Source organism: Bacillus bingmayongensis (assembly GCF_000299035.1).
Taxonomy (GTDB): domain Bacteria; phylum Bacillota; class Bacilli; order Bacillales; family Bacillaceae_G; genus Bacillus_A; species Bacillus_A bingmayongensis.
Map to the genome: position 1 here is coordinate 642,303 of NZ_JH921518.1, position 22,708 is coordinate 665,010.

At 35.2% G+C, this 22,708-nt stretch carries 29 protein-coding genes; 14 read left to right on the forward strand and 15 right to left on the reverse strand.

Annotated elements, in window-relative coordinates:
* Window positions 1-555, forward strand: coding sequence for a thioredoxin family protein (locus tag Y7E_RS0117865; RefSeq protein ID WP_017152633.1), 555 nt, complete (start codon window positions 1-3; stop codon window positions 553-555).
* A gap of 24 nt (window positions 556-579) precedes the next feature.
* Here the strand turns inward: Y7E_RS0117865 and uppP are convergent, their stop codons facing one another.
* The gene (gene uppP / locus Y7E_RS0117870) at window positions 580-1,371 is read right to left on the reverse strand and encodes a bacitracin resistance undecaprenyl-diphosphatase (RefSeq protein WP_017152634.1); all 792 of its coding nucleotides are present in this window, start codon (window positions 1,369-1,371) and stop codon (window positions 580-582) included.
* A 194-nt stretch (window positions 1,372-1,565) separates the two neighbouring features.
* Here uppP and Y7E_RS0117875 point away from each other — a divergent pair, with 194 nt between their 5' ends.
* The 3 genes from Y7E_RS0117875 (at window position 1,566) to Y7E_RS33680 (ending at window position 3,339) form a co-directional block, all read left to right on the forward strand.
* Window positions 1,566-2,924, forward strand: a complete 1,359-nt coding sequence (locus Y7E_RS0117875; RefSeq protein ID WP_017152635.1) for an MATE family efflux transporter — start codon at window positions 1,566-1,568, stop codon at window positions 2,922-2,924.
* Between the two features lie 74 nt (window positions 2,925-2,998).
* Window positions 2,999-3,172: a hypothetical protein gene (locus Y7E_RS0117880; RefSeq protein ID WP_017152636.1), complete on the forward strand. Its 174-nt coding sequence runs from the start codon at window positions 2,999-3,001 to the stop codon at window positions 3,170-3,172.
* A gap of 17 nt (window positions 3,173-3,189) precedes the next feature.
* Entirely contained in the window at window positions 3,190-3,339 is a 150-nt protein-coding gene (locus tag Y7E_RS33680) for a hypothetical protein (protein WP_017152637.1), read from the forward strand.
* Window positions 3,340-3,371: 32 nt separating this feature from the next.
* Here the strand turns inward: Y7E_RS33680 and Y7E_RS34490 are convergent, their stop codons facing one another.
* On the reverse strand, window positions 3,372-3,641 hold the full coding sequence (locus tag Y7E_RS34490) for a hypothetical protein (protein WP_017152638.1): 270 nt from the start codon (window positions 3,639-3,641) through the stop codon (window positions 3,372-3,374).
* A 519-nt stretch (window positions 3,642-4,160) separates the two neighbouring features.
* On the opposite strand from Y7E_RS34490, the gene Y7E_RS0117895 reads away from it, so the two are divergent.
* Window positions 4,161-5,069 (forward strand): aminoglycoside phosphotransferase family protein, encoded by a 909-nt coding sequence (locus Y7E_RS0117895; protein ID WP_017152639.1) that lies wholly within the window; start codon window positions 4,161-4,163, stop codon window positions 5,067-5,069.
* Here the strand turns inward: Y7E_RS0117895 and Y7E_RS33685 are convergent.
* The 5 genes from Y7E_RS33685 to Y7E_RS0117920 all read right to left on the reverse strand — a co-directional run bounded on the left by Y7E_RS33685 (window position 5,066) and on the right by Y7E_RS0117920 (window position 8,141).
* Window positions 5,066-5,227 carry a hypothetical protein gene (locus Y7E_RS33685; protein WP_017152640.1) on the reverse strand — a complete coding sequence of 54 codons (162 nt, stop codon included), beginning with the start codon at window positions 5,225-5,227 and terminating at the stop codon, window positions 5,066-5,068. The two genes, Y7E_RS0117895 and Y7E_RS33685, sit on opposite strands and share 4 nt — an antisense overlap.
* Window positions 5,228-5,325: 98 nt before the next feature.
* Window positions 5,326-6,099 carry a hypothetical protein gene (locus tag Y7E_RS0117905; protein ID WP_017152641.1) on the reverse strand — a complete coding sequence of 258 codons (774 nt, stop codon included), beginning with the start codon at window positions 6,097-6,099 and terminating at the stop codon, window positions 5,326-5,328.
* Window positions 6,100-6,122: 23 nt separating this feature from the next.
* Complete coding sequence (locus Y7E_RS0117910) at window positions 6,123-6,569, reverse strand: flavodoxin (protein ID WP_017152642.1); 447 nt, start codon at window positions 6,567-6,569, stop codon at window positions 6,123-6,125.
* Entirely contained in the window at window positions 6,562-6,720 is a 159-nt protein-coding gene (locus Y7E_RS33690; protein ID WP_017152643.1) for a hypothetical protein, read from the reverse strand. The genes Y7E_RS0117910 and Y7E_RS33690 overlap by 8 nt, the downstream gene beginning before the upstream one ends.
* Before the next feature lie 242 nt (window positions 6,721-6,962).
* Window positions 6,963-8,141, reverse strand: a complete 1,179-nt coding sequence (locus Y7E_RS0117920; protein ID WP_017152644.1) for an amidohydrolase — start codon at window positions 8,139-8,141, stop codon at window positions 6,963-6,965.
* A gap of 309 nt (window positions 8,142-8,450) precedes the next feature.
* Between Y7E_RS0117920 and Y7E_RS0117925 the strand changes: the two genes are divergently transcribed.
* The 5 genes from Y7E_RS0117925 to dltD all read left to right on the forward strand — a co-directional run bounded on the left by Y7E_RS0117925 (window position 8,451) and on the right by dltD (window position 12,769).
* The gene (locus Y7E_RS0117925) at window positions 8,451-8,597 is read left to right on the forward strand and encodes a teichoic acid D-Ala incorporation-associated protein DltX (RefSeq protein WP_003206349.1); all 147 of its coding nucleotides are present in this window, start codon (window positions 8,451-8,453) and stop codon (window positions 8,595-8,597) included.
* A gap of 12 nt (window positions 8,598-8,609) precedes the next feature.
* The gene (gene dltA, locus Y7E_RS0117930; RefSeq protein WP_017152645.1) at window positions 8,610-10,124 is read left to right on the forward strand and encodes a D-alanine--poly(phosphoribitol) ligase subunit DltA; all 1,515 of its coding nucleotides are present in this window, start codon (window positions 8,610-8,612) and stop codon (window positions 10,122-10,124) included.
* On the forward strand, window positions 10,121-11,287 hold the full coding sequence (gene dltB, locus Y7E_RS0117935) for a D-alanyl-lipoteichoic acid biosynthesis protein DltB (protein ID WP_017152646.1): 1,167 nt from the start codon (window positions 10,121-10,123) through the stop codon (window positions 11,285-11,287). The genes dltA and dltB overlap by 4 nt, the downstream gene beginning before the upstream one ends.
* Window positions 11,288-11,357: 70 nt before the next feature.
* The gene (gene dltC / locus Y7E_RS0117940) at window positions 11,358-11,597 is read left to right on the forward strand and encodes a D-alanine--poly(phosphoribitol) ligase subunit DltC (protein WP_016113973.1); all 240 of its coding nucleotides are present in this window, start codon (window positions 11,358-11,360) and stop codon (window positions 11,595-11,597) included.
* Window positions 11,594-12,769: a D-alanyl-lipoteichoic acid biosynthesis protein DltD gene (dltD, locus tag Y7E_RS0117945; RefSeq protein WP_017152647.1), complete on the forward strand. Its 1,176-nt coding sequence runs from the start codon at window positions 11,594-11,596 to the stop codon at window positions 12,767-12,769. The genes dltC and dltD overlap by 4 nt, the downstream gene beginning before the upstream one ends.
* Window positions 12,770-12,787: 18 nt before the next feature.
* On the opposite strand, the gene Y7E_RS0117950 is transcribed toward dltD, so the two are convergent.
* Entirely contained in the window at window positions 12,788-13,888 is a 1,101-nt protein-coding gene (locus Y7E_RS0117950; protein WP_017152648.1) for an NAD(P)H-dependent flavin oxidoreductase, read from the reverse strand.
* Window positions 13,889-14,008: 120 nt separating this feature from the next.
* Between Y7E_RS0117950 and Y7E_RS0117955 the strand changes: the two genes are divergently transcribed.
* Window positions 14,009-14,926, forward strand: a complete 918-nt coding sequence (locus Y7E_RS0117955; protein WP_017152649.1) for a S66 peptidase family protein — start codon at window positions 14,009-14,011, stop codon at window positions 14,924-14,926.
* Between the two features lie 162 nt (window positions 14,927-15,088).
* On the opposite strand, the gene Y7E_RS0117960 is transcribed toward Y7E_RS0117955, so the two are convergent.
* From Y7E_RS0117960 to Y7E_RS0117970, 3 genes are all read right to left on the reverse strand, one after another.
* On the reverse strand, window positions 15,089-15,487 hold the full coding sequence (locus tag Y7E_RS0117960; RefSeq protein WP_017152650.1) for an SseB family protein: 399 nt from the start codon (window positions 15,485-15,487) through the stop codon (window positions 15,089-15,091).
* Window positions 15,488-15,599: 112 nt separating this feature from the next.
* Window positions 15,600-16,169: a cysteine hydrolase family protein gene (locus Y7E_RS0117965; RefSeq protein ID WP_017152651.1), complete on the reverse strand. Its 570-nt coding sequence runs from the start codon at window positions 16,167-16,169 to the stop codon at window positions 15,600-15,602.
* Between the two features lie 10 nt (window positions 16,170-16,179).
* On the reverse strand, window positions 16,180-16,596 hold the full coding sequence (locus Y7E_RS0117970; protein WP_237741394.1) for a carboxymuconolactone decarboxylase family protein: 417 nt from the start codon (window positions 16,594-16,596) through the stop codon (window positions 16,180-16,182).
* 123 nt (window positions 16,597-16,719) lie between these two features.
* Here Y7E_RS0117970 and Y7E_RS0117975 point away from each other — a divergent pair, with 123 nt between their 5' ends.
* Complete coding sequence (locus Y7E_RS0117975) at window positions 16,720-17,178, forward strand: Lrp/AsnC family transcriptional regulator (RefSeq protein WP_017152653.1); 459 nt, start codon at window positions 16,720-16,722, stop codon at window positions 17,176-17,178.
* 95 nt (window positions 17,179-17,273) lie between these two features.
* Window positions 17,274-17,456 (forward strand): DUF3913 family protein, encoded by a 183-nt coding sequence (locus tag Y7E_RS0117980; protein WP_017152654.1) that lies wholly within the window; start codon window positions 17,274-17,276, stop codon window positions 17,454-17,456.
* 48 nt (window positions 17,457-17,504) lie between these two features.
* On the opposite strand, the gene Y7E_RS0117985 is transcribed toward Y7E_RS0117980, so the two are convergent.
* Window positions 17,505-18,521, reverse strand: coding sequence for a CPBP family intramembrane glutamic endopeptidase (locus tag Y7E_RS0117985; RefSeq protein ID WP_026049261.1), 1,017 nt, complete (start codon window positions 18,519-18,521; stop codon window positions 17,505-17,507).
* A gap of 88 nt (window positions 18,522-18,609) precedes the next feature.
* On the opposite strand from Y7E_RS0117985, the gene Y7E_RS30055 reads away from it, so the two are divergent.
* The gene (locus Y7E_RS30055; protein WP_081584691.1) at window positions 18,610-19,626 is read left to right on the forward strand and encodes an alanine/glycine:cation symporter family protein; all 1,017 of its coding nucleotides are present in this window, start codon (window positions 18,610-18,612) and stop codon (window positions 19,624-19,626) included.
* An 82-nt stretch (window positions 19,627-19,708) separates the two neighbouring features.
* On the opposite strand, the gene Y7E_RS0118000 is transcribed toward Y7E_RS30055, so the two are convergent.
* From Y7E_RS0118000 to Y7E_RS0118010, 3 genes are all read right to left on the reverse strand, one after another.
* Window positions 19,709-20,086, reverse strand: a complete 378-nt coding sequence (locus Y7E_RS0118000; protein ID WP_017152657.1) for a GntR family transcriptional regulator — start codon at window positions 20,084-20,086, stop codon at window positions 19,709-19,711.
* Between the two features lie 127 nt (window positions 20,087-20,213).
* Window positions 20,214-21,431 (reverse strand): acyl-CoA dehydrogenase family protein, encoded by a 1,218-nt coding sequence (locus tag Y7E_RS0118005; protein ID WP_017152658.1) that lies wholly within the window; start codon window positions 21,429-21,431, stop codon window positions 20,214-20,216.
* 13 nt (window positions 21,432-21,444) lie between these two features.
* A complete protein-coding gene (locus Y7E_RS0118010; RefSeq protein WP_017152659.1) occupies window positions 21,445-22,632 on the reverse strand; it encodes a CaiB/BaiF CoA transferase family protein in 1,188 nt (395 codons plus the stop codon).
* Window positions 22,633-22,708: the final 76 nt, after the last annotated feature.

A 22,708-nucleotide genomic window follows, 5' to 3' on the forward strand; every position in this document is an offset into this window, starting at 1 on the left:
ATGACATTACTACAATGGGCCGATAAAGGTATGTCCTTTGATACATATGTAAATGACATGACTGTAAATCAATATGAATTACTACATATTTATAATAATTTTTTAATTCCGAACGAATTGCTTCCCGTTTTAGAAGAACGTCAAAACGACGGATGGAAAGTTATTGTACTAACCGCTGATTGGTGCGGTGATGCCCTTCTATGTGTACCTGTTATGAAACGAATTTGTGAAGTGTCTAATATTGATATGCGATTACTTATCCGCGATGAAAACCTAGAATTAATGGATCAATATTTAACGAATGGAACAGCACGTGCCATTCCAATCTTTATTTTTATTGATAAGGATGGAAACGAACAAGCAGTTTGGGGACCACGCGCTCCAAAAGTACAAGAATTAGTAACTTCTATGCGTGCTACATTACCTGAAAAAGATGATCCACAATTTGAAGAAAAACAGAAAGAAATGTACGCTAATTTTCGAGCAACATTAGCTGGTGACACTTCACTTTGGGAACATGTCATGGAAAGTATAATTGAAAAAATAGTAAAATAAAAAAACTGCCAAATGGCAGTTTTTTTACATAATGAAGAAATAGAACACCGCAGCTAAAATAAAACGATAATATGCAAATGGTGTTAACTTTACACGAGCTAATAATTTTAAGAATGAAACAATCGCAAGCATCGCTACAAGGAAAGCCGTAATAAAACCAGTTGCAAATAATGTGATATCTGCTGAACTTAATACGTCCCAACTTTTAATTAAATCTAATCCTGACGCTGCAACCATCATTGGTACCGCTAAAATAAATGTATATTCAGCAGCTGCTGTATGAGATACACGAGCTAATAATCCACCACTGATTGTAGATCCAGAACGTGAAAATCCTGGCCATAATGCTAAACATTGGAACATTCCAATTGTGAATGCTTGTTTATACGTGATTTCATCTAATGTTTTTGCTGTGCTTGGTCTTGAAAATTTCTCAGCGACAATCATTAAAATCCCACCAACGATTAAACTAACAACAACGGGTCCTGGTCCAAATAAAACTTCTTTAATTTTACTATGGAATAACACACCAATTACTCCCGCTGGAATCATACCAATAATGATATGTAATAAATTTAAAGATGGCCCTTGTGTTACTTTTCCAATCCCAACCAATGACCATAAACGTTTCCAAAATACAACGACAACTGCTAAAATCGATCCCAATTGGATGACAACTTCAAATACTTTTGCTCTATCATCATCAAATCCAATTAAATGTCCTGTTAAAATCATGTGTCCCGTTGATGAAACCGGTAAAAATTCCGTTAACCCTTCAACAGCTCCCATGATTAAACCAATTAACCAATCAGCCACGAGTAGTGCCTCCTTAATACCTTATATGTACTTTTTTTCACACCTTATCATAATACCTTATCCATTTTCAAAGTGCATCCTTTTTTTCATTCTTTCAAAATATAACACTACATTCACATATATGTATTTCTTTTCTATTTTCTTATTAAATTGTATGATAGAAAGAGTTTGGTCCTACATAGAAAGGAGCTTTTATGAAAGAAACCAATTCATTCTTACAAAAAATAAAACAATTTGTATTACTATTTTTCCCGATTTTTGTAACGCAAATGTCTTTATTTGCAATGAGTTTTTTTGATACAACAATGTCAGGTCATGCAAGTGCTACTGATTTAGCAGGCGTTGCAATTGGAACAAGTATATGGATTCCTGTTAGTACTGGATTAACAGGAATCTTAATGTCTACTACTCCTATTATCGCTCACCTTGTTGGCTCAAAACAAAAAGAGGATGTTCCTCATGTCGTCATACAAGCCGTATATTTAGCAATTGGAGTTAGTTTACTTGTTATTTTCATCGGTTTCTTTGCCGTTTCACCAATTCTAAAAGGCATGCATTTAGAAGAGCAAGTTGAACACATTGCTTCTCAATTTTTAAGCATTATTGCAATTGGTATCATTCCTTTATTTGTCTATACTATATTACGTGGGTTTATTGATGCATTAGGAAAAACGCGTACAACAATGATTATTACACTGCTTTCCTTACCTATTAACGTCATTTTAAACTATGTATTTATTTTTGGTCATTTCGGCTTTCCGAAACTAGGAGGCGTTGGCGCAGCAATTGCTTCTACCGCGACATATTGGTGCATTTTATTTATTACGATTATTATTATCCGAACGAAAGAACCCTTTGCATCTTTTGGTATCTTCAGACGTTTATACCGACTTTCTATTTCAAGCTGGAAAGAATTATTAAAGCTTGGGGTACCTATTGGATTTGCCATCTTTTTTGAAACGAGTATTTTTGCTGCTGTAACACTCATGATGAGTAATTTTAATACAACAACAATTGCTGCACATCAAGTAGCAATGAACTTTGCTTCGCTTTTATATATGACACCTTTAAGTTTAGCAATGGCTATGACAATTGCAGTTGGTTTTGAAGTTGGAGCAAGTCGCTATGAAAATGCAAAACAATACAGTTTTATCGGAATTGGTTTGGCACTTGCTTTTGCCTTATTATATTCTATCCTACTCTTTTTCTTTGACGATCAAATTGCATCTATTTATACAACAGATATTGCTGTTCATGATTTAGCAAAAGAATTTCTCATTTTTGCAATTTTATTTCAAATCTCCGATGCAATTGCTACTCCAGTGCAAGGTGCACTCCGTGGTTATAAGGATGTGAATATGGCTTTAATTATGACACTTATTGCCTACTGGATCATCGGTCTACCACTTGGTTATATATTAGCAACCTATACTTCTTGGGCAGCGAAAGGTTATTGGATCGGTCTTATTATAGGACTAGCATTTGGAGCTACCTTTTTGCTTGTTCGTCTCTTTCAAGTACAACGTAAATATACACCACAAGAAAGTCACTAATCATAGTGGCTTTTTTCATCATGCATAGTTCCTCTTTAAACGTGTAACATAATGAAAAAGAAAGGTGTAAATCTATGGATGAAAAGAAAAAACAGCAGTCCTACGATGAGGAATTTGCTCCTGAAATCTCACCTGGATACAGACAAGATATTCATAAACCGCCTCAATATAAAAACACTTCCTTTTTAATTGGAATTAGTATTTTCGGGGCAATACTACTTGTACTCATTATTTTCGTCTACTTTTAATGAAAGGAGAATTATGTATGGCAAAACAATCCTCAATCTTTTCTAAAAGAGTTGTAAAAACACAAAAAGGTTATGCAGGTGATTCTGTAAATGTGCATAAGCAAATCGAACAAGGGAATCTAGAAATCGCAAAAAAAGAAATTGGTCAACAAAACGAGAACCTTTAAAAATGAAAATGTCCCCAGTTACTGGGGACATTTTATTCTACATGTTGCCGCTGCTCCTTAATCTTAAACACATTATTTTCTTTTACCATCCTCATCTTATAGTTTAAGCTCATTTCATCTCTCTTATCATTCTCAATACCCGAAACATAAGCTATAGCACAGTAAGTAAATCTTTCATCCGATTCTTCGTATATTTCGTTATTAGCAAATTTATATTTCCAATCATGAAAACGATTCGGATAATAGTTTCTCATTAATTGTCCATAACCACTCTCTTTACCATCTTCCGCAAAGATTTCCATCCCTATCTTTTTTATCCCCTTTTTATCATGAATAGCAAAGACAGATAATTGCGCTGTAACAAGATACTCACCGATTCTTTTCTTTTCATCAAAAGTGAGCTGTTGTACTTCTTTTCTCTTTAATTCGTCAGATATTTGATACTCACTTTTTGGCTTAAATTTCGTAAAGGCTTGAATTTTATAAAGTGAAACTTTAATCAGTGAGGGGGCTCTTTATCCCCTGACTGATTATTAGCCCTCACCAATCGGGCTTTTACGGGCAGTTGATCCCTCGCCCTCGCCTAACTCTCCTTTGCCTTCGTTGAATTTTTAGGTAGAGGGTCTTACTGCCCGTTAATGCGGGATAAATTCCTAAAAACCAAACACAAACGAACAATATCATCATTGCTATTCTTTTGTTTTTATTTCGCATCATGTACCCTTTCTTTAAGTCATTCATCTTATTTTGTCATAAAGATAGAAAATTCTGTTATTATAGTATTAACATAGCTTATCCAAAAGAGAAATGAGGAAAATCATATGCACCCTTACAGGCAATATATACAACAAGCACTACCGAATATCGCCATACACTCTTATGAACAAAATGATAATGGCTGGGATAATGTAGCCTTTATTATTAATAATGAATGGCTCTTCCGTTTCCCACGTAAATCCGAGTATGCAGAGCGAATACCTCGCGAAAAACAACTATGCGATGTACTTTCTCAATCATTACAAAAGATAGAAGTTCCAAAATACCACATTTTATATAAAAACGAATCAGATTTAATTCCATTTTGTAGTTACTATAAACTCATTCATGGAGAGCCATTAACAGCACAAACAATAGAAAGATTAACTGTAAAAGAACGTGAAACAGTTATCAGGCAGCTTGCTACCTTTCTTGCTTTTTTACATACCATCCCGATAGAACATGCTGTAAACTGGAAGTTTGATGCTGAGAAGCCTATCTCATATTGGCGACAGGTTCAAACGAAATTACACGATTATCTTTCTCCAACACTTACATCGCTTGAAAGAATAGCTTTTGATTGTTTATTCGAAGATTTTTTTGAACATATGCATACATCTGATTTCAAAAAAACAATGATCCACGCTGACTTGACACATCATCACATTTTATTTGATGGGGAGAAAAGAAGCGTTGCTGGTATTATCGATTTTGGTGATGCTCAAATTGGAGATCCTGCCTTTGACTTTGCTGGATTATATAATGATTTCGGTAGCGAATTTACAGAGGATATATATAAACAATACTGTACTCTCACTCCCCATCATGATTCATCTTTCTTTAAGCGTGTCATTCAATTTTATCAATATAGTCCATTGCTCCATAACCTTGTTTATAGCTTTGAAACAAATAATGAACAGGAAATTAAAAACAATCTAAAGAATTTACAAACCATACTTCAGGGAACGAATTAAGTTCTTTCCCGATTCTCCTTTTCCTCGTATATCATTAACTTCTTATCCATTTCTACAATTAATTTATACATTTGAAACGCCTGCAAAATTTGCAATTGAATGGAGAAAGGAGCCTGTTTTTCTTTTAACCATTGAAATACTTTCACTTCATTTTCCATTGTTTATTCCCCCCCATCATAAGTTCCCCTACGTATATACCGTAAATGATGAAAAGCTTTTCATGTCAATAATAAAAAGGATGCAATTTTGCATCCTTTTAATGTAATATAGATTTTTTATGAATTAGTGTCTCTTGCTCTTTGTCTACTTTACATTCATTTCGAAAAGCACAACCATTACATTCAGGGCGAAATGTACGTTCTGTGTAATGTTCTGGTTGCTGTAACATCTCTTTCATCCTATGTAAATCACTCATACCAACTATAATATCTTGCTCTTTTGGAACATAATCATACCTAGTTCCGTCTATTAAATTAACAATTTCAATTTTTTCAGGAAGAACTCCAAAAGCTTTATAACTAAAAACAGCCGTTAGCTTCTGACAAAGAGCAAGCATCTCTTCATTTGCATCAACAACATACTTTTTAATTACAAACGATTGCGCGGACCATTCACCAACTTCAAACGTTAATGAAATGTGCACACCTAACTCTTCCATATATGTTTGTAATTTTTCATATAAAAATAAAGGCGGTGTTTTACTTGTATCATGTTTCACAAACTGCAGTAGATGGTCTGTTAGCTTTGCAAGAACAATATAATATTCCGCTTTAGAAGAGAACATGCCAATACGTACTTTACTCCAATGTCTTTCTAGTAGTTCTAACAGAAGCACTGTTGTTTGTTTTACTGCCGGTGATGTGTAATAGTCACTAATAATTTGATTTACAATTGCTTGAATCATTTGTTGCCATTCAAATGAAGAAGGTTCTCTTCTTTTTATATGACGAAAATAAAACTTATGTGGACAACGCATAAAATCATATAAATGATAATCTGTCATCGTTTTAATTGATATTTTCCCCTGCACCCATCTTCATCTCCCTCTCGCCATTAAGAAAGGTGTTTTACAAATTCAGCACCAAATTGAAGACATTTCTCTACATCTTCATCTTCCGGCGTTAATTCTACTTTTAGACCTTCCATTACAACTTCAGCACCGCGCTCTCGTAATTTTTCTTCTAAAATATCAACAGCTGCACCGTATTTCGGATAAGCAGAATCACAAGATCCAAATACCGCTGCTTTTTTACCTGTTAAATGAATTTCTTCCATTTCATCATAAAAATCTAAGAAATCATCAGGAAGTTCACCATCTCCCCACGTATACGCTCCTAAAATAATCCCATCATAGTCTTCTAGTACAGAAGCCTCTGGCGTAGTCATAATGTCAATCACTTCAATCTCATTTCCTGTTTCACGAATCGCTCCAGCTATATGATCAGCCATCTCCTCTGTATTTCCACTCATACTTGCAAAAATCATTACAAATTTACTCAACTGACTCTCTCCCTTGATTATGTATATCTTTTTCTATTTTATTTATTTTTTTCTCATCTACATATTCAACACGAATTACATTTCGTTGCCATTCTATATATTTATCTTTATTTTTAAATTCCCTTTGTCCAAGGCGAAATGCTTTTCTCATCTCTCCCTCATCCATTCTCTTATCTGTTTATCTCACTGATAATAATTATCAATTTCAACTACATAACTAGATTAATTGAAAACGATTATCAAAGTCAATAACTATTTTTAAAAAAATAATGAAATGGTACAAGCTTGTCTGCCAGCTATTCATATACTATAAATGAGCATAGTTCTTTCTCAACCCTCTCTAACGGAAAGAAATAGAAGCAACTGCGTTAATCGCAGTTGCTTTTTTTATTTTTAAACTTTTAGTAAATTCATTGTCGCTTGTAAAAATAACTCTGTCCCATTAATTAAAGCTGATTCATCCACATCAAATTTTGGATGATGATGCGGATAACAAGTCTTGATTTTCTCATTTCCAGTTCCTAGTTTAATAAAACAGCCTGGCGCTTTTCTTAAATATGCCGAGAAATCTTCCCCTCCCATTGAAGGAGCAAGCTTTACAATTCTATCTTTTCCAAACAACTCTACCGCACTTTCTTCTACTATTTTTGTAATAAACGTATCATTGATGACCGGGTCATATCCATAGCGATATGTATACGTATATGTTGCGCCATGTGCTTCTGTAATTCCTTTAGCAATTTGTTCAATCATCTCTTCTGCTTCTTTTCTCAGGGTTTGATCAAAAGAACGAACTGTTCCCATCAAATGTGCTGTATCAGGAATAATATTATCCGCTGTGCCTCCATGAAATTGTGTTACAGAAACAACTCTTTGCATAAAAGCACCTGTATTTCTAGATACAATATGTTGTAAATTGGCAATAATTTGTGCTCCAACTGCTATTGGATCAATCGTTTCCTCTGGCCTAGCAGCATGTCCTCCTCTTCCTTTTACTTCTATTGTAAATACATCGGGGGCAGCCATCATCGGTCCATATACAATCCCAATCTTTCCCGTTTCTAATCCAGACATAGCATGCAAGCCGATAATATAATCTACACCGTCCATTACACCGGCTTTTACCATTTCCTGCCCACCGCCAGGATACACTTCTTCAGCATGTTGAAATAAAAGGCGAATTTCCCCATTCCAATCCTCATTCATGTTCGCTATGGCTTCTGCTGTACCTAATAAAATAGCGGTATGTGCATCATGCCCACATGCATGCATAACTCCCGGAATAACTGATGCATATGGTTTAGACGTCTCTTCCTGAATTGGCAGGGCATCCATATCTGCACGAATTGCTACTACTTTGCCATCTTTCTTTCCTTTTTTCTTTGCCATCACACTATACGTGGTCGGTCTTGTCACCTCAAAAGCTGCAAATGAACACAATGTATCATATATAAACTGTGAAGTTTTTTCTTCTTGGAATGATAGTTCAGGAAATTGGTGAAAATGCCTCCGCCACTTTATAATATTCTCCTCTGATACATATGCCTGCCATCCCTTTTTCAAATGATCCATTCCTGACAACCTCACTTTCATTCTTCACATTGCTTATTTCACTGTGATGATTCAATTTCCTTGTAAGATTTTCATTTTCAAAAACACTTTATACATTCCCTGCTCATTAAAAAAACAAATCCATTACAAATTCATATAGAATGTAATATAATTGCTAAGTTAGGGATTTTCTTTTTTAGTATTTAGTGCTACTATCAAAAAAGAGCCTTTTGTCTTATTTTTACCTAAAATGTGGAATTTTGTTTTTTTCACAATAATGTAGGACATGATACCTACATATAGTTATTATTTCATAAGAGAGGGAAAGAGATGGAAAGATTAAAAGAGATATGGTCTCGACCACTCACACAATGGTTTGCAAAAACTTTTTATTACCTTGCAATATTGTTTGCATTGCTTTGGTTGTATGGGTTCCATGATACAAACACAAGCACATTTATTTACAATGAATTTTAGGGTGGGAACGTTATGAAGTTATTAGAACAAATCGAAAAATGGGCGGCTGAAACACCTGATCAAACCGCTTTCGTTTGGCGAGATGCGAAAATTACGTACAAACAATTAAAGGAAGACTCTGATGCACTAGCTCATTGGATTTCTTCTGAGTATGCAGATGATCACTCACCAATTATGGTTTACGGCCATATGCAGCCAGAAATGATCGTTAGCTTTTTAGGGTGTGTCAAAGCTGGACATGCTTACATTCCAGTAGATTTATCTATTCCAGCTGACCGTGTACAACGGATTGCTGAAAGTTCTGGTGCGAAATTACTTCTATCACCAGTAGAAGTAGCAGTAACTGATTTACCAGTTCGCATCATATCTGAAAACAACTTAAAAGACATTCTCTTTACTCATAAAGGGCAAACTCCAAACCCTGAGCTTGCAGTAAAAGATGATGAAAACTTCTACATTATTTACACGTCAGGGAGCACAGGTAATCCGAAAGGTGTACAAATCACTTATAATTGTCTTGTAAGTTTTACAAAATGGGCTGCCCAAGATTTCAACTTACAAACAGGACAAGTATTTTTAAACCAAGCACCCTTTTCATTCGATTTATCTGTGATGGATGTTTACCCATCGTTAGTAACAGGTGGTACACTTTGGGCAATTGATAAAGATATGATTGCACGTCCAAAAGACTTATTTGCTTCTTTAGAACAATCTGATGTACAAGTATGGACATCCACACCATCTTTTGCAGAAATGTGTTTAATGGAGCCATCTTTCTCTGAAAGTATGCTGCCAAACATGAAAACATTCTTATTCTGCGGTGAAGTATTATCAAATGATGTAGCAAGAAAACTAATTGAGCGCTTCCCGAAAGCAACAATTATGAATACGTATGGTCCGACTGAGGCAACTGTAGCTGTAACAGGCATTCATGTTACACAAGAAGTAATTGATACATATCAATCGCTTCCGGTTGGTTACTGTAAATCTGATTGCCGCCTTCTTATTATGAAAGAAGATGGTACGATTGCACCCGATGGTGAAAAAGGTGAGATCGTAATTGTTGGTCCAAGCGTAAGCGTTGGGTATTTAGGAAGTCCTGAATTAACAGAAAAAGCATTCACAGTTATCGATGGCGAACGTGCCTACAAAACAGGTGATGCTGGCTATGTAGAAAATGGTCTTCTTTTCTATAATGGTCGTCTTGATTTCCAAATTAAATTACATGGTTATCGAATGGAATTAGAAGAAATCGAACATCACCTTCGTGGTTGCTCTTATGTGGAAGGAGCTGTCGTAATTCCAATTAAAAAAGGTGAGAGATACGATTACTTATTAGCGATTGTTGTTCCAGGAGAGCATTCGTTTGAAAAAGAATTCAAATTAACATCTGCAATCAAAAAAGAACTCAATGAGCGATTACCAAATTACATGATTCCAAGAAAATTCATGTATCAATCTTCTATTCCTATGACACCAAATGGAAAGGTAGATCGCAAAAAATTATTGAGTGAGGTTACAGCATGACCGCATATGGATCATTTTATTTTTTCGCCATAGTGGGCATTTTATTAATACCTACTATCATAGCTGGATTAAAGGGTAAAATGTTGCGCAAATATAATGCTGCGGTAACACTAATCATGCTTGCCATTATCTTCTCTGATAAACCGAAGCAAGCGATGGTACTAGCAGCATTTGTTATTTGGCAATATATCCTTGTTAAAGGCTATTTACTATTGAGAAAACGTGATAATAACACCATTACATTTTGTATTGCTGTTATTTTATCAATTCTACCATTGGTACTAATAAAAATTATACCATTTGTACCAGAATTAAAATTCCTTAGCTTTCTTGGTGCTTCTTATGTAACATTTAGAGCAGTACAAATGGTATTTGAAGTTCGTGATGGTTTGATTAAAGAAGTTTCATTCTTTAACTTCTGGGAATTCATTTTATTCTTCCCTGCCATCTCAACTGGACCAATCGATCGTTATCGAAGATTCCAAAAAGATATACAGAAGCCACCAAGTGCTGAAGAATATCAAAAGCTACTATATACAGGGATTAACCGGATTTTCCAAGGTTTTCTGTATAAATTTATAATTGCGTATTTATTAAAGCAACATATTGTAGATGCAGTATTTGCTAATCAAAATACAATCTTATCTAATACAATCTACATGTATGGCTATAGTTTGTATTTATTCTTTGACTTTGCGGGTTATAGTGCATTCGTAATCGGTGTCAGTTATATGATGGGTATTAAAACACCAGAAAACTTTAATAAACCGTTCATTAGTCGTAACATTAAAGACTTCTGGAACCGTTGGCACATGAGCTTATCATTCTGGTTCCGTGACTTTATTTATATGCGCTTTGTCTTTTTCGCAACAAAGAAAAAATTAATTAAAAATCGCTACACGATTTCATATATCGGAGCATTTTTAAACTTTTTCATTATGGGAATTTGGCACATTGCAGGGTCTCATGTTTATCAATATGTTATTTACGGTCTATATCACGCTGCTCTGTTTATTTTGTTTGATATTTTCGAACGAAAAAACAAAAAGCATAAGTTTTGGCCAAACAATAAATTCATGCATGTTCTTGCAATTGTGATTACGTTCCATTTCGTATGTTTCGGTTTCCTAATCTTCTCTGGTCACCTTAACAGATATTTCTAATGAATAACTTCTTTTCTTATGACTAAGAAGTTACACATAATACATTTCGGATATAAAGGAGATTTTAAAAATGGCAGAATTTAAAGATCAAGTATTAGATATTTTAGAAGAAGTTTGTGAAAACGATATTGTAAAAGAAAATCCAGATGTACAATTATTTGAAGAAGGTATCCTTGATTCTTTCGGTACAGTATCTTTATTAGTAGAATTCCAAGAACGTCTAGATATCGAAGTATCTATTTCTGATTTTGATCGCGATGAGTGGGCAACACCAAACATGATCATTAAGAAGTTGGAAGATATCCGATGAAAAAAGCAACTTTTGGACCGATGCTCTTAGCATTGGCCCTTTTTGCTGTATTCTTACTTATTCCAACACGCTTTCTACTTCCACTTGTAAGTGATAAAAAAGTAGAGCAGGCGGCAACTTCTTTAAAACAAGAAAAAATACAAAGTATGATTTTACAGCAAAAAATGTTAGAAGATCCGAAATACCTTCCGATGTATGGTTCATCGGAATTTGCAAGGATGGATGCTTTTCACCCATCCAATTACTTTAAAGTAAAACCTGAAGGATTCACACCATTTCTTCTTGGACGTGGTGGAACACAAGACCTTATCCATGTGCTAAACTTTGCATCTACAATGGATCAATTAAAAGATAAAAAAATGGTCTTTATCCTTTCACCACAATGGTTTGTACCACAAGGAATTGATGAAACACACTTTGCACCTAACTTTTCTAAACAACAAGGCTATCATTTCCTTTTCAATAATGATCTAAAGCCTGAAATGAAAAAACAAATTGCAAAGCGCTTATTAAACTTTGAAATTGTAAAAAAAGAAACATTATTAAAAACATCTTTAGAAGGTATCGTCTATGATGATACGAAACATAAAATAAAAGCACTTGCTGCGAAACCTTTTGCTTATCTTTACCGTAATATTTTAGATCGCAAAGACATATTTACAGCGATGTTCAATATTAAACCGCATAAAGAAGAGCTCGACCCTTCATTGAAACAAATGAACTGGGAAGAAGCACGTAAACACGCAGATCAAACTGGTGAATTAGAATCTAGAACAAATCAATATGGTATCGAAGATAGTTACTTCAATAACAAAATTAAAAAGAAATTGAAGCAACGCAAAGGTTACTTAAAAAATGATGCTTATGATCAATCACCAGAATATGAAGATTTACAAATTGCGCTTGATTTATTAAAACAATCTGGTGCAAAACCACTCTTCATTTCTATTCCTGTAAAAGGCCCTTGGTATGATTATGCTGGATTCCCAAAAGAACGACGCGAATTATACTATAAGAAAGTTAATGAGCAAATTAAGCAAGCTGGCTATCCAATTGCTGACTTCTCAAACCATGAGTATGATAAATACTTCTTAAAAGATCATATGCACTTAGGATGGAAAGGCTGGGTATACATCGACGAAGCCATCCAGCAATTTTATAAAGCAAACTAATAAGAAAGACCGCTTGAATTATTCAAGTGGTCTTTTCGTATATATACTTTGTAATTTTTCTACGCTTACCTTTACTTCTGCCATCACCCGTTCAACAATTTGCTGAGCTGACTCTTTTCTCGCTAACGAAGAAGCTTGTCCAGCCCAAAGTGACATATATTCTCCTTTATTTTGTTTTGCAGCTTCTTGACGTATTTTAGAAGTTAATGCATTTTGAACTGGATACATTGGGAGTCGTTCTTCTTTTTCTTTATGTTGTTCTATAAATGTATTTCGAATCCCCCTTGCATATTTTCCAGAAAATGATCTCGTTATAGTTGTACTCGTATCTGTACTCTGCAGTACTGCTGTTTTATGTACCTCATGTGTAATGCTTTCTTCACTTGTTAAAAATGCCGTCCCCATTTGAACGCCTTCTGCTCCCAATACATAAGCAGCAACAACACCTTGTCCATTCATAATCCCTCCTGCTGCTACAATTGGGATATGTGGTACTGCAACTACTAATTGAGGAATTAAAGCAAAAGTACCGATCATAGAATCTTGTTCTTTCCCAATAAAAGTTCCGCGGTGGCCTCCAGCTTCGCTACCTTGCCCTACAATTACATCTACCTCTAATTCAGCAAGCACCTTCGCTTCTGCCACATTTGTCGCTGTTCCAATTACCTTTATGCCCTCTTTCTTTAATAATGCAATCTCCTCTTGTTCTAACGTGTGAAATGCAAAGCTTACAACTGGTACTTTTTCTTCCACTAATACTTGTAATTGTTCTTTATAACTTTCTGGAAGCTGCAATGCTTGTTCTTTATTTTCTTCTATACCTAACTCGTCTTTTATGACTACAAGTAACTCATTCGCTTCTTGTACCTTTTCATCTTCAACTTCTATTTCCTTCGTAAGAAGTAAATTTACGCCAAATGGTTGATCCGTTAATTTACGTATTTTATGAATAGCATCTCGAATTTGCTCAGGACTCATATAACCAGCCCCAAGCGTTCCTAATCCTCCACTATTACATACAGCCACAACAAGTTCTGGTGTCGTAATCGCACCTGCCATACCTGCTTGAATAATTGGATACTTTATTTGTAATACATCAGTTACTCTACTTGTAAACATTTTTCTATTCTCCCTTCTTATTCACTCTTATATTTTCTTGATTCAATAAATTTTCCCCTTCTTTTAACAGGATTGAACTTCTTATAAACGAATATATTGAAAGTGAAGGAGGAGATTGAAATGATTCAGCCAAATGCCTTACAACAAGGCGATACGGTAATGATTATTGCTCCCGCAGGACCACCAGTAATAGAACACGTTCTTACAGGAAAAAAAGTATTAGAAACTATGGGCCTATCTGTAATAATTGGTCAAAGCGTTTACGAGAAATACGGCTATTTAGCTGGAAATGATACAATCCGCCTTCAGGATTTACATAAAGCATTTGCAAACCCTGAAGTCAAAGGTGTTTTTTGCGCAAGAGGTGGATATGGAAGCGGTCGTCTCCTTCCCCATATTCAATATAAACTCATTCGAAACAATCCAAAAATTTTTTGGGGATATAGTGATATTACCGCTTTGCACATTGCTTTTTCACAATATGCAGGACTTGTTACTTTTCATGGGCCGATGATTGAAGAATTAGGAAAAGGGATCCATTCTCTCTCCTTATCTTCTTTCAATCAACTATTCCATCCGTATTCAACTATTTTATCCGGAGCAGAATGTATCACGGCTACATCTACCTGCATTGTTTCTGCCCCATTAGTTGGGGGTAATTTAACAGTTTTAGTAAGTACACTAGGTACCCCCTATGAAATCTATACAGCAAATAAAATTGTATTACTTGAAGATGTTGGAGAAGAGCCGTATCGTATTGATCGCATGTTCAACCAATTGCGTTTAGCAGGAAAATTGAATGAATGTGCAGGAGTTGTCTTCACAAGCTGCCATGATTGCATAGCCTCAAAGCAGTCTCTATCATTACAAAACATATTGTATGACTATCTCGCTTCATACAATATTCCTGTATTATTTGGTCTTCCTATTGGGCACGTGCAGCCAAATGTCGGAATACCACTTGGTATAACTGTTACAATGGACACTGAAAGAAACACTCTTTCTATCCCTCCAGGTATAAAATTTGTTCCACATTAACACACAGTAAAATCTCAATAGGTGAATACTACTAATTATCATTGAAGAAAATACTCTATACACCTTTTCATTCACAAAAAAAAGGAAAAGCATGTATCGCTTTTCCTTTATATTTTCTTTCCTTATACCGAGATGATTATAAGGAATGCTTACAATAATTTTTTACTGATAATAATTAAATATACGTCCAGATGCTATATCCGCAATTTCTTCTGGAATAAATGTTTTGCTAAGCTCTGTTCCAACATTCAATACCGCCGTTGCTTCTTGATCTAGATTTTCAAATAATTCTTTTCCACGTATCGTGATAAGGGGCGTTTCTTCCGGCAACACTTCTTTCACAAATTCTAATTGTGTAAAGAACGGTACGATCCATCTACCTTCTCCTTGGAAGTAACGCAAACGAAGTGTTCCTTCTGATGCAGAATCATCCGCCTCTATAGATCCAGCAACATAAAAATGAGTTGTTAGCAACAATTCATAAAATTCCTTTTGTTTTTGTTTATCATCTTCTGCTAAAACGAGTACTGTTTCTATCTTCTTTACTGGAATTTGTTCCATATGCTGCCACCCCTATTTTCAAAATGATTATACTTAGATTATACGAAATATTCTTATTTTTTTCTACATAATTATTCAAATATTTTATTGAAATAGTATCAATCATTTTTAGTTACAACTGCCCCATCCTTACCTTCTCTAATATTCCCGATGTTGTAGCAATGGTAGCGAATTCCTCATGAAGATTTACGAGGGCCATATTATGAATTTCTTCTGCGCAGTATTGTACACCGTCTGGTCCCTTTCGATTAAACGTAGCTGTTGCATCGCTTACTAAATACGTTGAAAACCCTAGATTTCCAGCCATCCGTGTCGTTGTTTCTACACAGTGATTCGTCGTTAATCCAACAATAATAACCGAATTACAATTCTTCTCTTTTAATCGCTTTTCTAAATCTGTTCTAATAAATGCACTATTAACACACTTTTGAATAACAATCTCACCTTGTAATGGCTGCACTTCCTCTTTGAAATTAACTGTTTCTGCATCTGGGTGAAACATCGATTCTACGTTTTCTTTATTCACATGCTGAATGTGAATAATAGGTAACCCTCTTTTTCTCCATTCTTCCAATAAACGTTTCATATTTTCTTCTGCAAAAGGGTTATTTCGTTCTCCCCAATACGGTAGATCAAATGCTTTTTGCACGTCAATAATAATAAGTGCTGTTTGATTCGACATCATTGACCTCCTACTCTGTTGGCTGTAATTGAAATAAAAATCCAAGTTGTTGTGAAGCAGTAATAAAGCAAATATATGTACAGAGCTCTATAATCTCCGTCTCATTCCAATACTGTTTTAACACATCAAACATCTTATCATCTATCGCTGAACGATTATGTACAAATACATGTGCAAAAGTTACAGCCGTACTAATCTCTTCTACCTTTTGTATATCATCTGGTTTTCCCTTTGCCATGCAGTACGGACATTCATTTCCAAATGCAAGTGTTCTTCGTACTTGTTCTTTTAACTCCTTGGACAGAGTCCCTGTTTCATATAATGTATTCTCTAATGAACTCCAAGAGTGTAATATATCTGGACAACGACCTAATAATTTTTGAAACTTTGTTTCTCCTATATCTGATAATGAAATTCTCTCCATCATTTCTCCCCCTATTCCTTTCTATTTTATTGTAAAATAAAATAGATCCTTTTCATATTTCATATGAATCTTTATTTATATATTTTCTTTACAAAAATCATTATTTTACTGGAGGTATATTTACATATGCAATTAGATCGTGTAGATCGTAAAATTTTAAATGAATTATATAACGATAGCCGCCTCTCTATGCGGGAATTATCAAAACGCGTAAACTTATCTGCACCATCTACTGCAGAACGTGTTCGTAAGTTAGAAAGTGAAGGCGTCATTCAAAAATATACAATTGATATTGATTATAAAAAAGCTGGGCTCGTTTTAGACTGCATTTTAGAAATTACCTTAAAAAATGGTGATACTACGCGCATGCAGCAATTTATTCAATCGTATCCATCCGCAAGCTTTTGTTATCGCGTAACAGGAAGCCTTTGTTATATTGTGAAAATTTCTGTTCCATCATTAGTTGAACTGGAAGAATTTATTAATGATGTTTCTTCATATGCAACAACTGTTTCTCATATCGTCTTATCAGAAGTATCCCTTACTCCTGATATTGAACATATTTTCCCAGAAGAACAAAATTAATTTTTATTCAAATTTTAATGAAAAACCCCTTACAAAAAGAATAAAAATGTTTTATTATGTATTAAAATACAAAAGTTCAAGAAAGGGGCATTACATTGAAAATTTGGTTTTACGAAAAAACTTTACAAGAAGATGATTTACTTGGCATTTGGGATAATGTTCCCACCATCCCTCGAATTGGGGAAAAGGTGGAAATTTTAAAAACAGTTCGGACAGTTACAGATATTAAATATGTTAAAAACGGAAACAACTTCCACGTTGAGATTGTTATCCATTAAAATAGCAGCTCTCCTCAAGTATATCGGAGAGCTGCTGCTTTTCGTTTGTTATTGTTGTTCTGTTTTCCTTATAATAATTTGATTATTCTCTACCGTAACCGCTACATAATCATTCTCTTCTAATCCAAGCTGATTCACAGCTTCATCTGGCAGTTCTACAGCCATAAATCGCTCCGTTAACACGACTTGACTATATGTTTCATTTTGCGGTACTGATAAAATTGCCTTATCTTCATGAATAAAACGAAGAGGTGGTACTCCTACTTCTTTTACAGTTCGCCAATTTTTTCGAATAAAAGGTACCAACCATAGTAAGCTTATCAAAATTATAACAAGTCCAATCCATAAATTACTTTGTCCTTGTAATTCAGCAATCGAAATGGTATCATCAGTTCCTTCACCACTCGTTAATTGGATCGTAGTTGCAATACAATTATTCAATGCATGAACAGCAATATTCATCCATATATTTTTCGTTTTTATGTAAAGAAGACACATCACAACGCCGAATATAAAAGCACCAACAATATCAAAATGTCCTAAACCAAAAATAAGCGAAGACACAATCACAGCTCGTTTTATTCCCCACTTAAACGCCATACGCTGTAAGAAGAAACCTCGAAAAATAACTTCTTCCATAATAGGTGCAAAAATACACGCTGAAATGAAACTGAATATCTGTGTGTAAATACTGCTCATATCAATTGCACCATTATCATTCAACATATCTACTAGAAAATCAGGAAAAATATGTGCTAATATGTAAAATTGAATAAAAGAGACACCGAATGAAAAAATCATTCCCATTGCAGTTGCAACTATAATTAACTTCCAATTTAATCGTGACGATTTATCAAAGAAACTAGTAAATATGATATTATTTTTTTGTGTTTTTATATATAGCCATAATAGTGGAAATACAAAAAACACCGAAACTTGCAATACTACATCCATAACAATGTCTGAAGCTCCTACAAAAGCTAACGGTAGCACTGTTACTAACATACCTAAAATCATCCATGCAAAAAAACTACGAAACCGTATACGTGAAAATGCGTACTGAATAAAAAACACCTCCAAGATGATATATTTACATTGTAATATGAATATCATTAAAATTCTTCCTATTTTTCTCAGTTCACTTGCAACTACTATGCCTATTAAAATATATAATAAGAAATCTACTTTTGAAATTTTCTCAGTTTTAATTACAGTTAGTTTCGGACTAGTTTTTAACGCTGTACAAGCTAATGCCGTAACTTCTGCATTCGACGGAGCTTTTCATATTGATTCAAAAATCGTTGGGATTTCATTAGCTGTACTATTATCTGTCGTTATCTTCGGCGGTGTAAAACGAATTGCACGCGTCGTAGAAATGATTGTACCAATTATGGCGATTATTTACGTGGCAGTTGCATTATTTGTTGTCGTGACAAATATTACATTAATTCCAGAAATGATAAAAGAAATTTTAGCGCATGCATTTGGTATAAAAGAAGTTGCTGGTGGTAGCTTCGGTGCAGCAGTTTTACTCGGTGTTAAACGTGGTTTATTCTCCAATGAAGCTGGTATGGGTAATGCACCAAACGCAGCAGCGACTGCTAACGTAACACACCCTGTTAAACAAGGTTTCATTCAAACACTTGGTGTCTTTACAGATACATTATTAATATGTAGCTGTACTGCTTTTATTATCCTTTTATCAGACGTCCACGCTGGAACCGATTTAAATGGGATTCAGTTAACACAAGAAGCGTTAAAAACGCATATTGGTCCTTGGGCTCCACTCTTTGTCGCAGTGGCAATCTTCTTATTTGCTTTCAGTTCTCTAATCGGAAATTACTACTATGGCGAAACAAATATTGAGTTCTTAAATGGAAGTAAAACAACACTTATGATTTATCGTATCGCTGTAATTGGTATGGTATTCCTAGGTTCTGTGGCAACAATTCAAGTTGTCTGGGATTTAGCAGACCTATTTATGGACGTTATGGCAATCTTCAACTTAGTTACAATTATTTTCTTAAGCAAATACGCATTTGCTGCACTTCGAGACTATATGAAGCAAAAAGAAGCTGGACAAGATCCTGTCTTCTACGCTGACAGCATACCTGGTTTAGAAGATACAGAATGCTGGGATCGTGAAAAAACAGAAGAAAAAGTTGGTTAAGGAAAATCCCCGCTTGCTGTGGGGATTTTTTCTATTTCATAGTATCGTTTCCAAAGGTGCTCCGTCTTCAATAACTCAGCCATCAGTTCCCCTCCCTTTTCTCTTCCAATGAGGAACGAAAAATTGAAAGAATCTCCTTTTCTGAAAACCCTAAATTGTCCATTCCGTTTATAAAAGAATGAAGCAATTCTTTGGCCATATCTTTGCGCAGCTCCATAATTTTCTCTCCTTCGCTCGTTACATATCTCCCCATTCCTCTACGTGTTACAACGATACCATCTCGCTCTAGCTCTTGAAATGTACGCTGGATTGTATTTGGATTTACTTGTAACTCACTTGCTAATTCACGTACAGAGGGAATTTTGTCACCAGGTGATAAATGACCTATTACAATTTCTTTTTTTACGTATTCCATAACTTGAATATAAATCGGTATGTTAGGAGAAAATTCAATTTTCATTTCTCCCCTCCTTTTGTCTCAGTGTACTAGTTAAATAGTACACTGAGACAAAAAAATATGTAAATACTTGTAATCTAAAATGTGAGAAAAAGGCAGTGTAGCGAGAGCTACACTGCCTTTTATTCTTCTATTTCGTTATCACTTCTGCCTCATTTTCTTCAAAAGGCCACTTCGGTAACATATTACGAAGTTCCTTATCAGAACGATAACCAAGTGCGTATTCCGCTTGCATAATCGTATGAATTTCACGTGTTCCTTCGTAAATAACTGGAGCTTTTGCATTTCGTAAGTATCGTTCTACTGGAAATTCATTTGAATATCCATATGCACCATGCACCTGTACTGCATCATTTGCCGCTTCAAATGCAGCATCACAAGCAACCCATTTTGCTAAAGACGTTTCACGTGTATTACGCTTCCCTTTATTTTTTAGCCATCCTGCTTTATACACTAATAGCCTTGATATTTCTAGATTCGCAGACATTTTTGCAATCATTTGTTGTACGAGCTGATGTTTTCCGATTTCTTTTCCAAATGTCTTACGCTCTTCACAATATTTTACGCTCGCTTCTAAGCTTGCTTGAATAAGTCCACATGCTCCTGCCGCTACTGTAAAACGTCCATTATCCAGTGACGCCATTGCAATTTTGAATCCTTCTCCCTCTTCTCCAAGAAGGTTTGCCACTGGTACTTTTACATCATCTAAAAATACTTCACCTGTATTTCCAGCTCTGATACCAAGCTTGCCTTTTATCGCTTTTGTCGATACTCCTAGAAATGTTCGTTCTACAATAAAACAAGAAATACCTCGGTGCTTTAATTCCGGATTTGTTTTCGCAAATATTAAGAAATGATCTGCAACATCACATAACGAAATCCATGTTTTCGATCCATTTAATACGTAGTAATCGCCTTGTTTTACCGCTGTTGTTTGCATAGCAACGACATCTGATCCTGCATTTGGTTCCGTTAAACCAAACGCCCCAATCTTTTCACCTTTTGCTTGTGGAACAAGGAACTGTTGTTTTTGTTCTTCCGTTCCCCATTGAAGGAGTGTCATGCTATTTAATCCCGTATGTACAGATACAGCTGTACGAAAAGCTGTATCACCGCGTTCTAATTCCTCGCAAATGATAGCCAGCGTATTATAATCCATGCCTACGCCACCATACTGCTCTGGAATACAAACGCCCATAAATTGCAGCTCTGCTAAACGCTTCAAGATTTTTTCTTCAAAATGCCCTTTTTCATCCCATTCTTTAATGTACGGAATAATTTCATTATCTACAAAGGATCTCACTACTTTTCTAACACTTTGTTGTTCTTCTGTTAAAGAAAAATTCATTTGTAATACCTCCTTATATCCATTGATTTTTTTTCATTTCCATAATGCTTTCCTGAGAATAACCCAGATTTCTTAAAATTTTTTCTGTATGTTCACCGTGCAAGGGTGGATGTTTCTGCATCTGCACTGGTGTCTTTGTAAGATTTAATGGTGAACCTACAAGTTTAAGGTTTTCAATTGTCGGATGTTCCATATGAATTGTCATATCTCTCGCCACTGCCTGCTCTGTCTCTAACGCTTCTTTCACATTAAGAATTGGTCCATTTGGAATCCCTGCTTCATCCAAAAGTTGTTTCCATTCTTCTTTCTTTTTCTTCTTCATTTCATTTGCAATAATATTTACGAGCTCATCTTTATACTGAAGGCGACCTGCATTTGTTTTATAACGTTCTAAACGGGATAAGTCTTGTCTACCAAGCAACACACAAAACTTATAAAACTGTTCGTCATTTCCAACCGCAACAACAAGATCCCCATCTTCCGCCTTAAATACTTGGTACGGAACAATATTCGGATGCTGGTTTCCAAGTCTCTCTGGCAATTCTCCTGTACACAAATAATTACTCGCTACATTTACTAATGCCGCTAATTGTGAATCAAATAAAGAAATATCAATTTCTTGCCCTTCTCCCGTCCTATTTCGGTGCTGCAGGGCGGCTAAAATCCCGATACACGTAAAAAGACCTGTGAGTACATCTGAAATTGCAACACCTACTTTGGCAGGCTCTTCATCCCTTCCTCCTGTTATACTCATAAGCCCACTCATCGCTTGAATCATATAATCATAACCTGGCAGATATGAAGCAGGACCCTTTTGGCCAAAACCACTAATAGAAGCTAGAATAATATCTTCCTTCACCTCTTGTAACACTTCAAAACCAAGACCCATTCTCTCTAGTGTTCCCAGCTTGAAATTTTGCACAACGATATCAGCATGAGAAACAAGCTTTTTCAAAACATCCTTTCCCATTTCTGATTTTAAATTTAATGTAATAGATTCTTTATTACGATTTGCACAAAGAAAATATGCACTTTCTCCTCCGGCAAAAGGTGGCCCCCACCCTCTTGTATCATCACCATTTCCTACATTCTCAACTTTTATTACCTCGGCCCCTAAATCACCGAGAATCATCGTACAAAAAGGACCGGCAAGAACCCTAGATAAATCAATAATTTTGATTCCTTGTAATGCTCCTTCCACTCCTTATCCTCCTATAGTAAAAACCAGTAAAACCATCGAGAAAGGAAGGTGACATGGTGGTTTTACTGGTTTGTAT

What these genes read in the sequence shown, in the direction of transcription:
- Y7E_RS0117965 (WP_017152651.1), bottom strand. Translation starts at nt 16,169, where the DNA reads ATGTCGAATCAAACAGCACTTATTATTATTGACGTGCAAAAAGCATTT.
- Y7E_RS0118005 (WP_017152658.1), bottom strand. Translation starts at nt 21,431, where the DNA reads ATGAATTTTTCTTTAACAGAAGAACAACAAAGTGTTAGAAAAGTAGTG.
- Y7E_RS0117970 (WP_237741394.1), bottom strand. Translation starts at nt 16,596, where the DNA reads ATGATGGAGAGAATTTCATTATCAGATATAGGAGAAACAAAGTTTCAA.
- Y7E_RS0117960 (WP_017152650.1), bottom strand. Translation starts at nt 15,487, where the DNA reads ATGGAACAAATTCCAGTAAAGAAGATAGAAACAGTACTCGTTTTAGCA.
- Y7E_RS0117875 (WP_017152635.1), top strand. Translation starts at nt 1,566, where the DNA reads ATGAAAGAAACCAATTCATTCTTACAAAAAATAAAACAATTTGTATTA.
- Y7E_RS0117955 (WP_017152649.1), top strand. Translation starts at nt 14,009, where the DNA reads ATGATTCAGCCAAATGCCTTACAACAAGGCGATACGGTAATGATTATT.
- Y7E_RS0117865 (WP_017152633.1), top strand. Translation starts at nt 1, where the DNA reads ATGACATTACTACAATGGGCCGATAAAGGTATGTCCTTTGATACATAT.
- Y7E_RS33680 (WP_017152637.1), top strand. Translation starts at nt 3,190, where the DNA reads ATGGCAAAACAATCCTCAATCTTTTCTAAAAGAGTTGTAAAAACACAA.
- Y7E_RS0117920 (WP_017152644.1), bottom strand. Translation starts at nt 8,141, where the DNA reads ATGGATCATTTGAAAAAGGGATGGCAGGCATATGTATCAGAGGAGAAT.
- Y7E_RS0117925 (WP_003206349.1), top strand. Translation starts at nt 8,451, where the DNA reads ATGGAAAGATTAAAAGAGATATGGTCTCGACCACTCACACAATGGTTT.
- Y7E_RS34490 (WP_017152638.1), bottom strand. Translation starts at nt 3,641, where the DNA reads ATGGAAATCTTTGCGGAAGATGGTAAAGAGAGTGGTTATGGACAATTA.
- Y7E_RS33685 (WP_017152640.1), bottom strand. Translation starts at nt 5,227, where the DNA reads ATGGAAAATGAAGTGAAAGTATTTCAATGGTTAAAAGAAAAACAGGCT.
- Y7E_RS0117950 (WP_017152648.1), bottom strand. Translation starts at nt 13,888, where the DNA reads ATGTTTACAAGTAGAGTAACTGATGTATTACAAATAAAGTATCCAATT.
- Y7E_RS0118000 (WP_017152657.1), bottom strand. Translation starts at nt 20,086, where the DNA reads ATGAAAATTGAATTTTCTCCTAACATACCGATTTATATTCAAGTTATG.
- Y7E_RS30055 (WP_081584691.1), top strand. Translation starts at nt 18,610, where the DNA reads ATGCCTATTAAAATATATAATAAGAAATCTACTTTTGAAATTTTCTCA.
- Y7E_RS0117880 (WP_017152636.1), top strand. Translation starts at nt 2,999, where the DNA reads ATGGATGAAAAGAAAAAACAGCAGTCCTACGATGAGGAATTTGCTCCT.
- Y7E_RS0117975 (WP_017152653.1), top strand. Translation starts at nt 16,720, where the DNA reads ATGCAATTAGATCGTGTAGATCGTAAAATTTTAAATGAATTATATAAC.
- dltD (WP_017152647.1), top strand. Translation starts at nt 11,594, where the DNA reads ATGAAAAAAGCAACTTTTGGACCGATGCTCTTAGCATTGGCCCTTTTT.
- dltB (WP_017152646.1), top strand. Translation starts at nt 10,121, where the DNA reads ATGACCGCATATGGATCATTTTATTTTTTCGCCATAGTGGGCATTTTA.
- dltC (WP_016113973.1), top strand. Translation starts at nt 11,358, where the DNA reads ATGGCAGAATTTAAAGATCAAGTATTAGATATTTTAGAAGAAGTTTGT.
- Y7E_RS33690 (WP_017152643.1), bottom strand. Translation starts at nt 6,720, where the DNA reads ATGAGAAAAGCATTTCGCCTTGGACAAAGGGAATTTAAAAATAAAGAT.
- Y7E_RS0117895 (WP_017152639.1), top strand. Translation starts at nt 4,161, where the DNA reads ATGCACCCTTACAGGCAATATATACAACAAGCACTACCGAATATCGCC.
- dltA (WP_017152645.1), top strand. Translation starts at nt 8,610, where the DNA reads ATGAAGTTATTAGAACAAATCGAAAAATGGGCGGCTGAAACACCTGAT.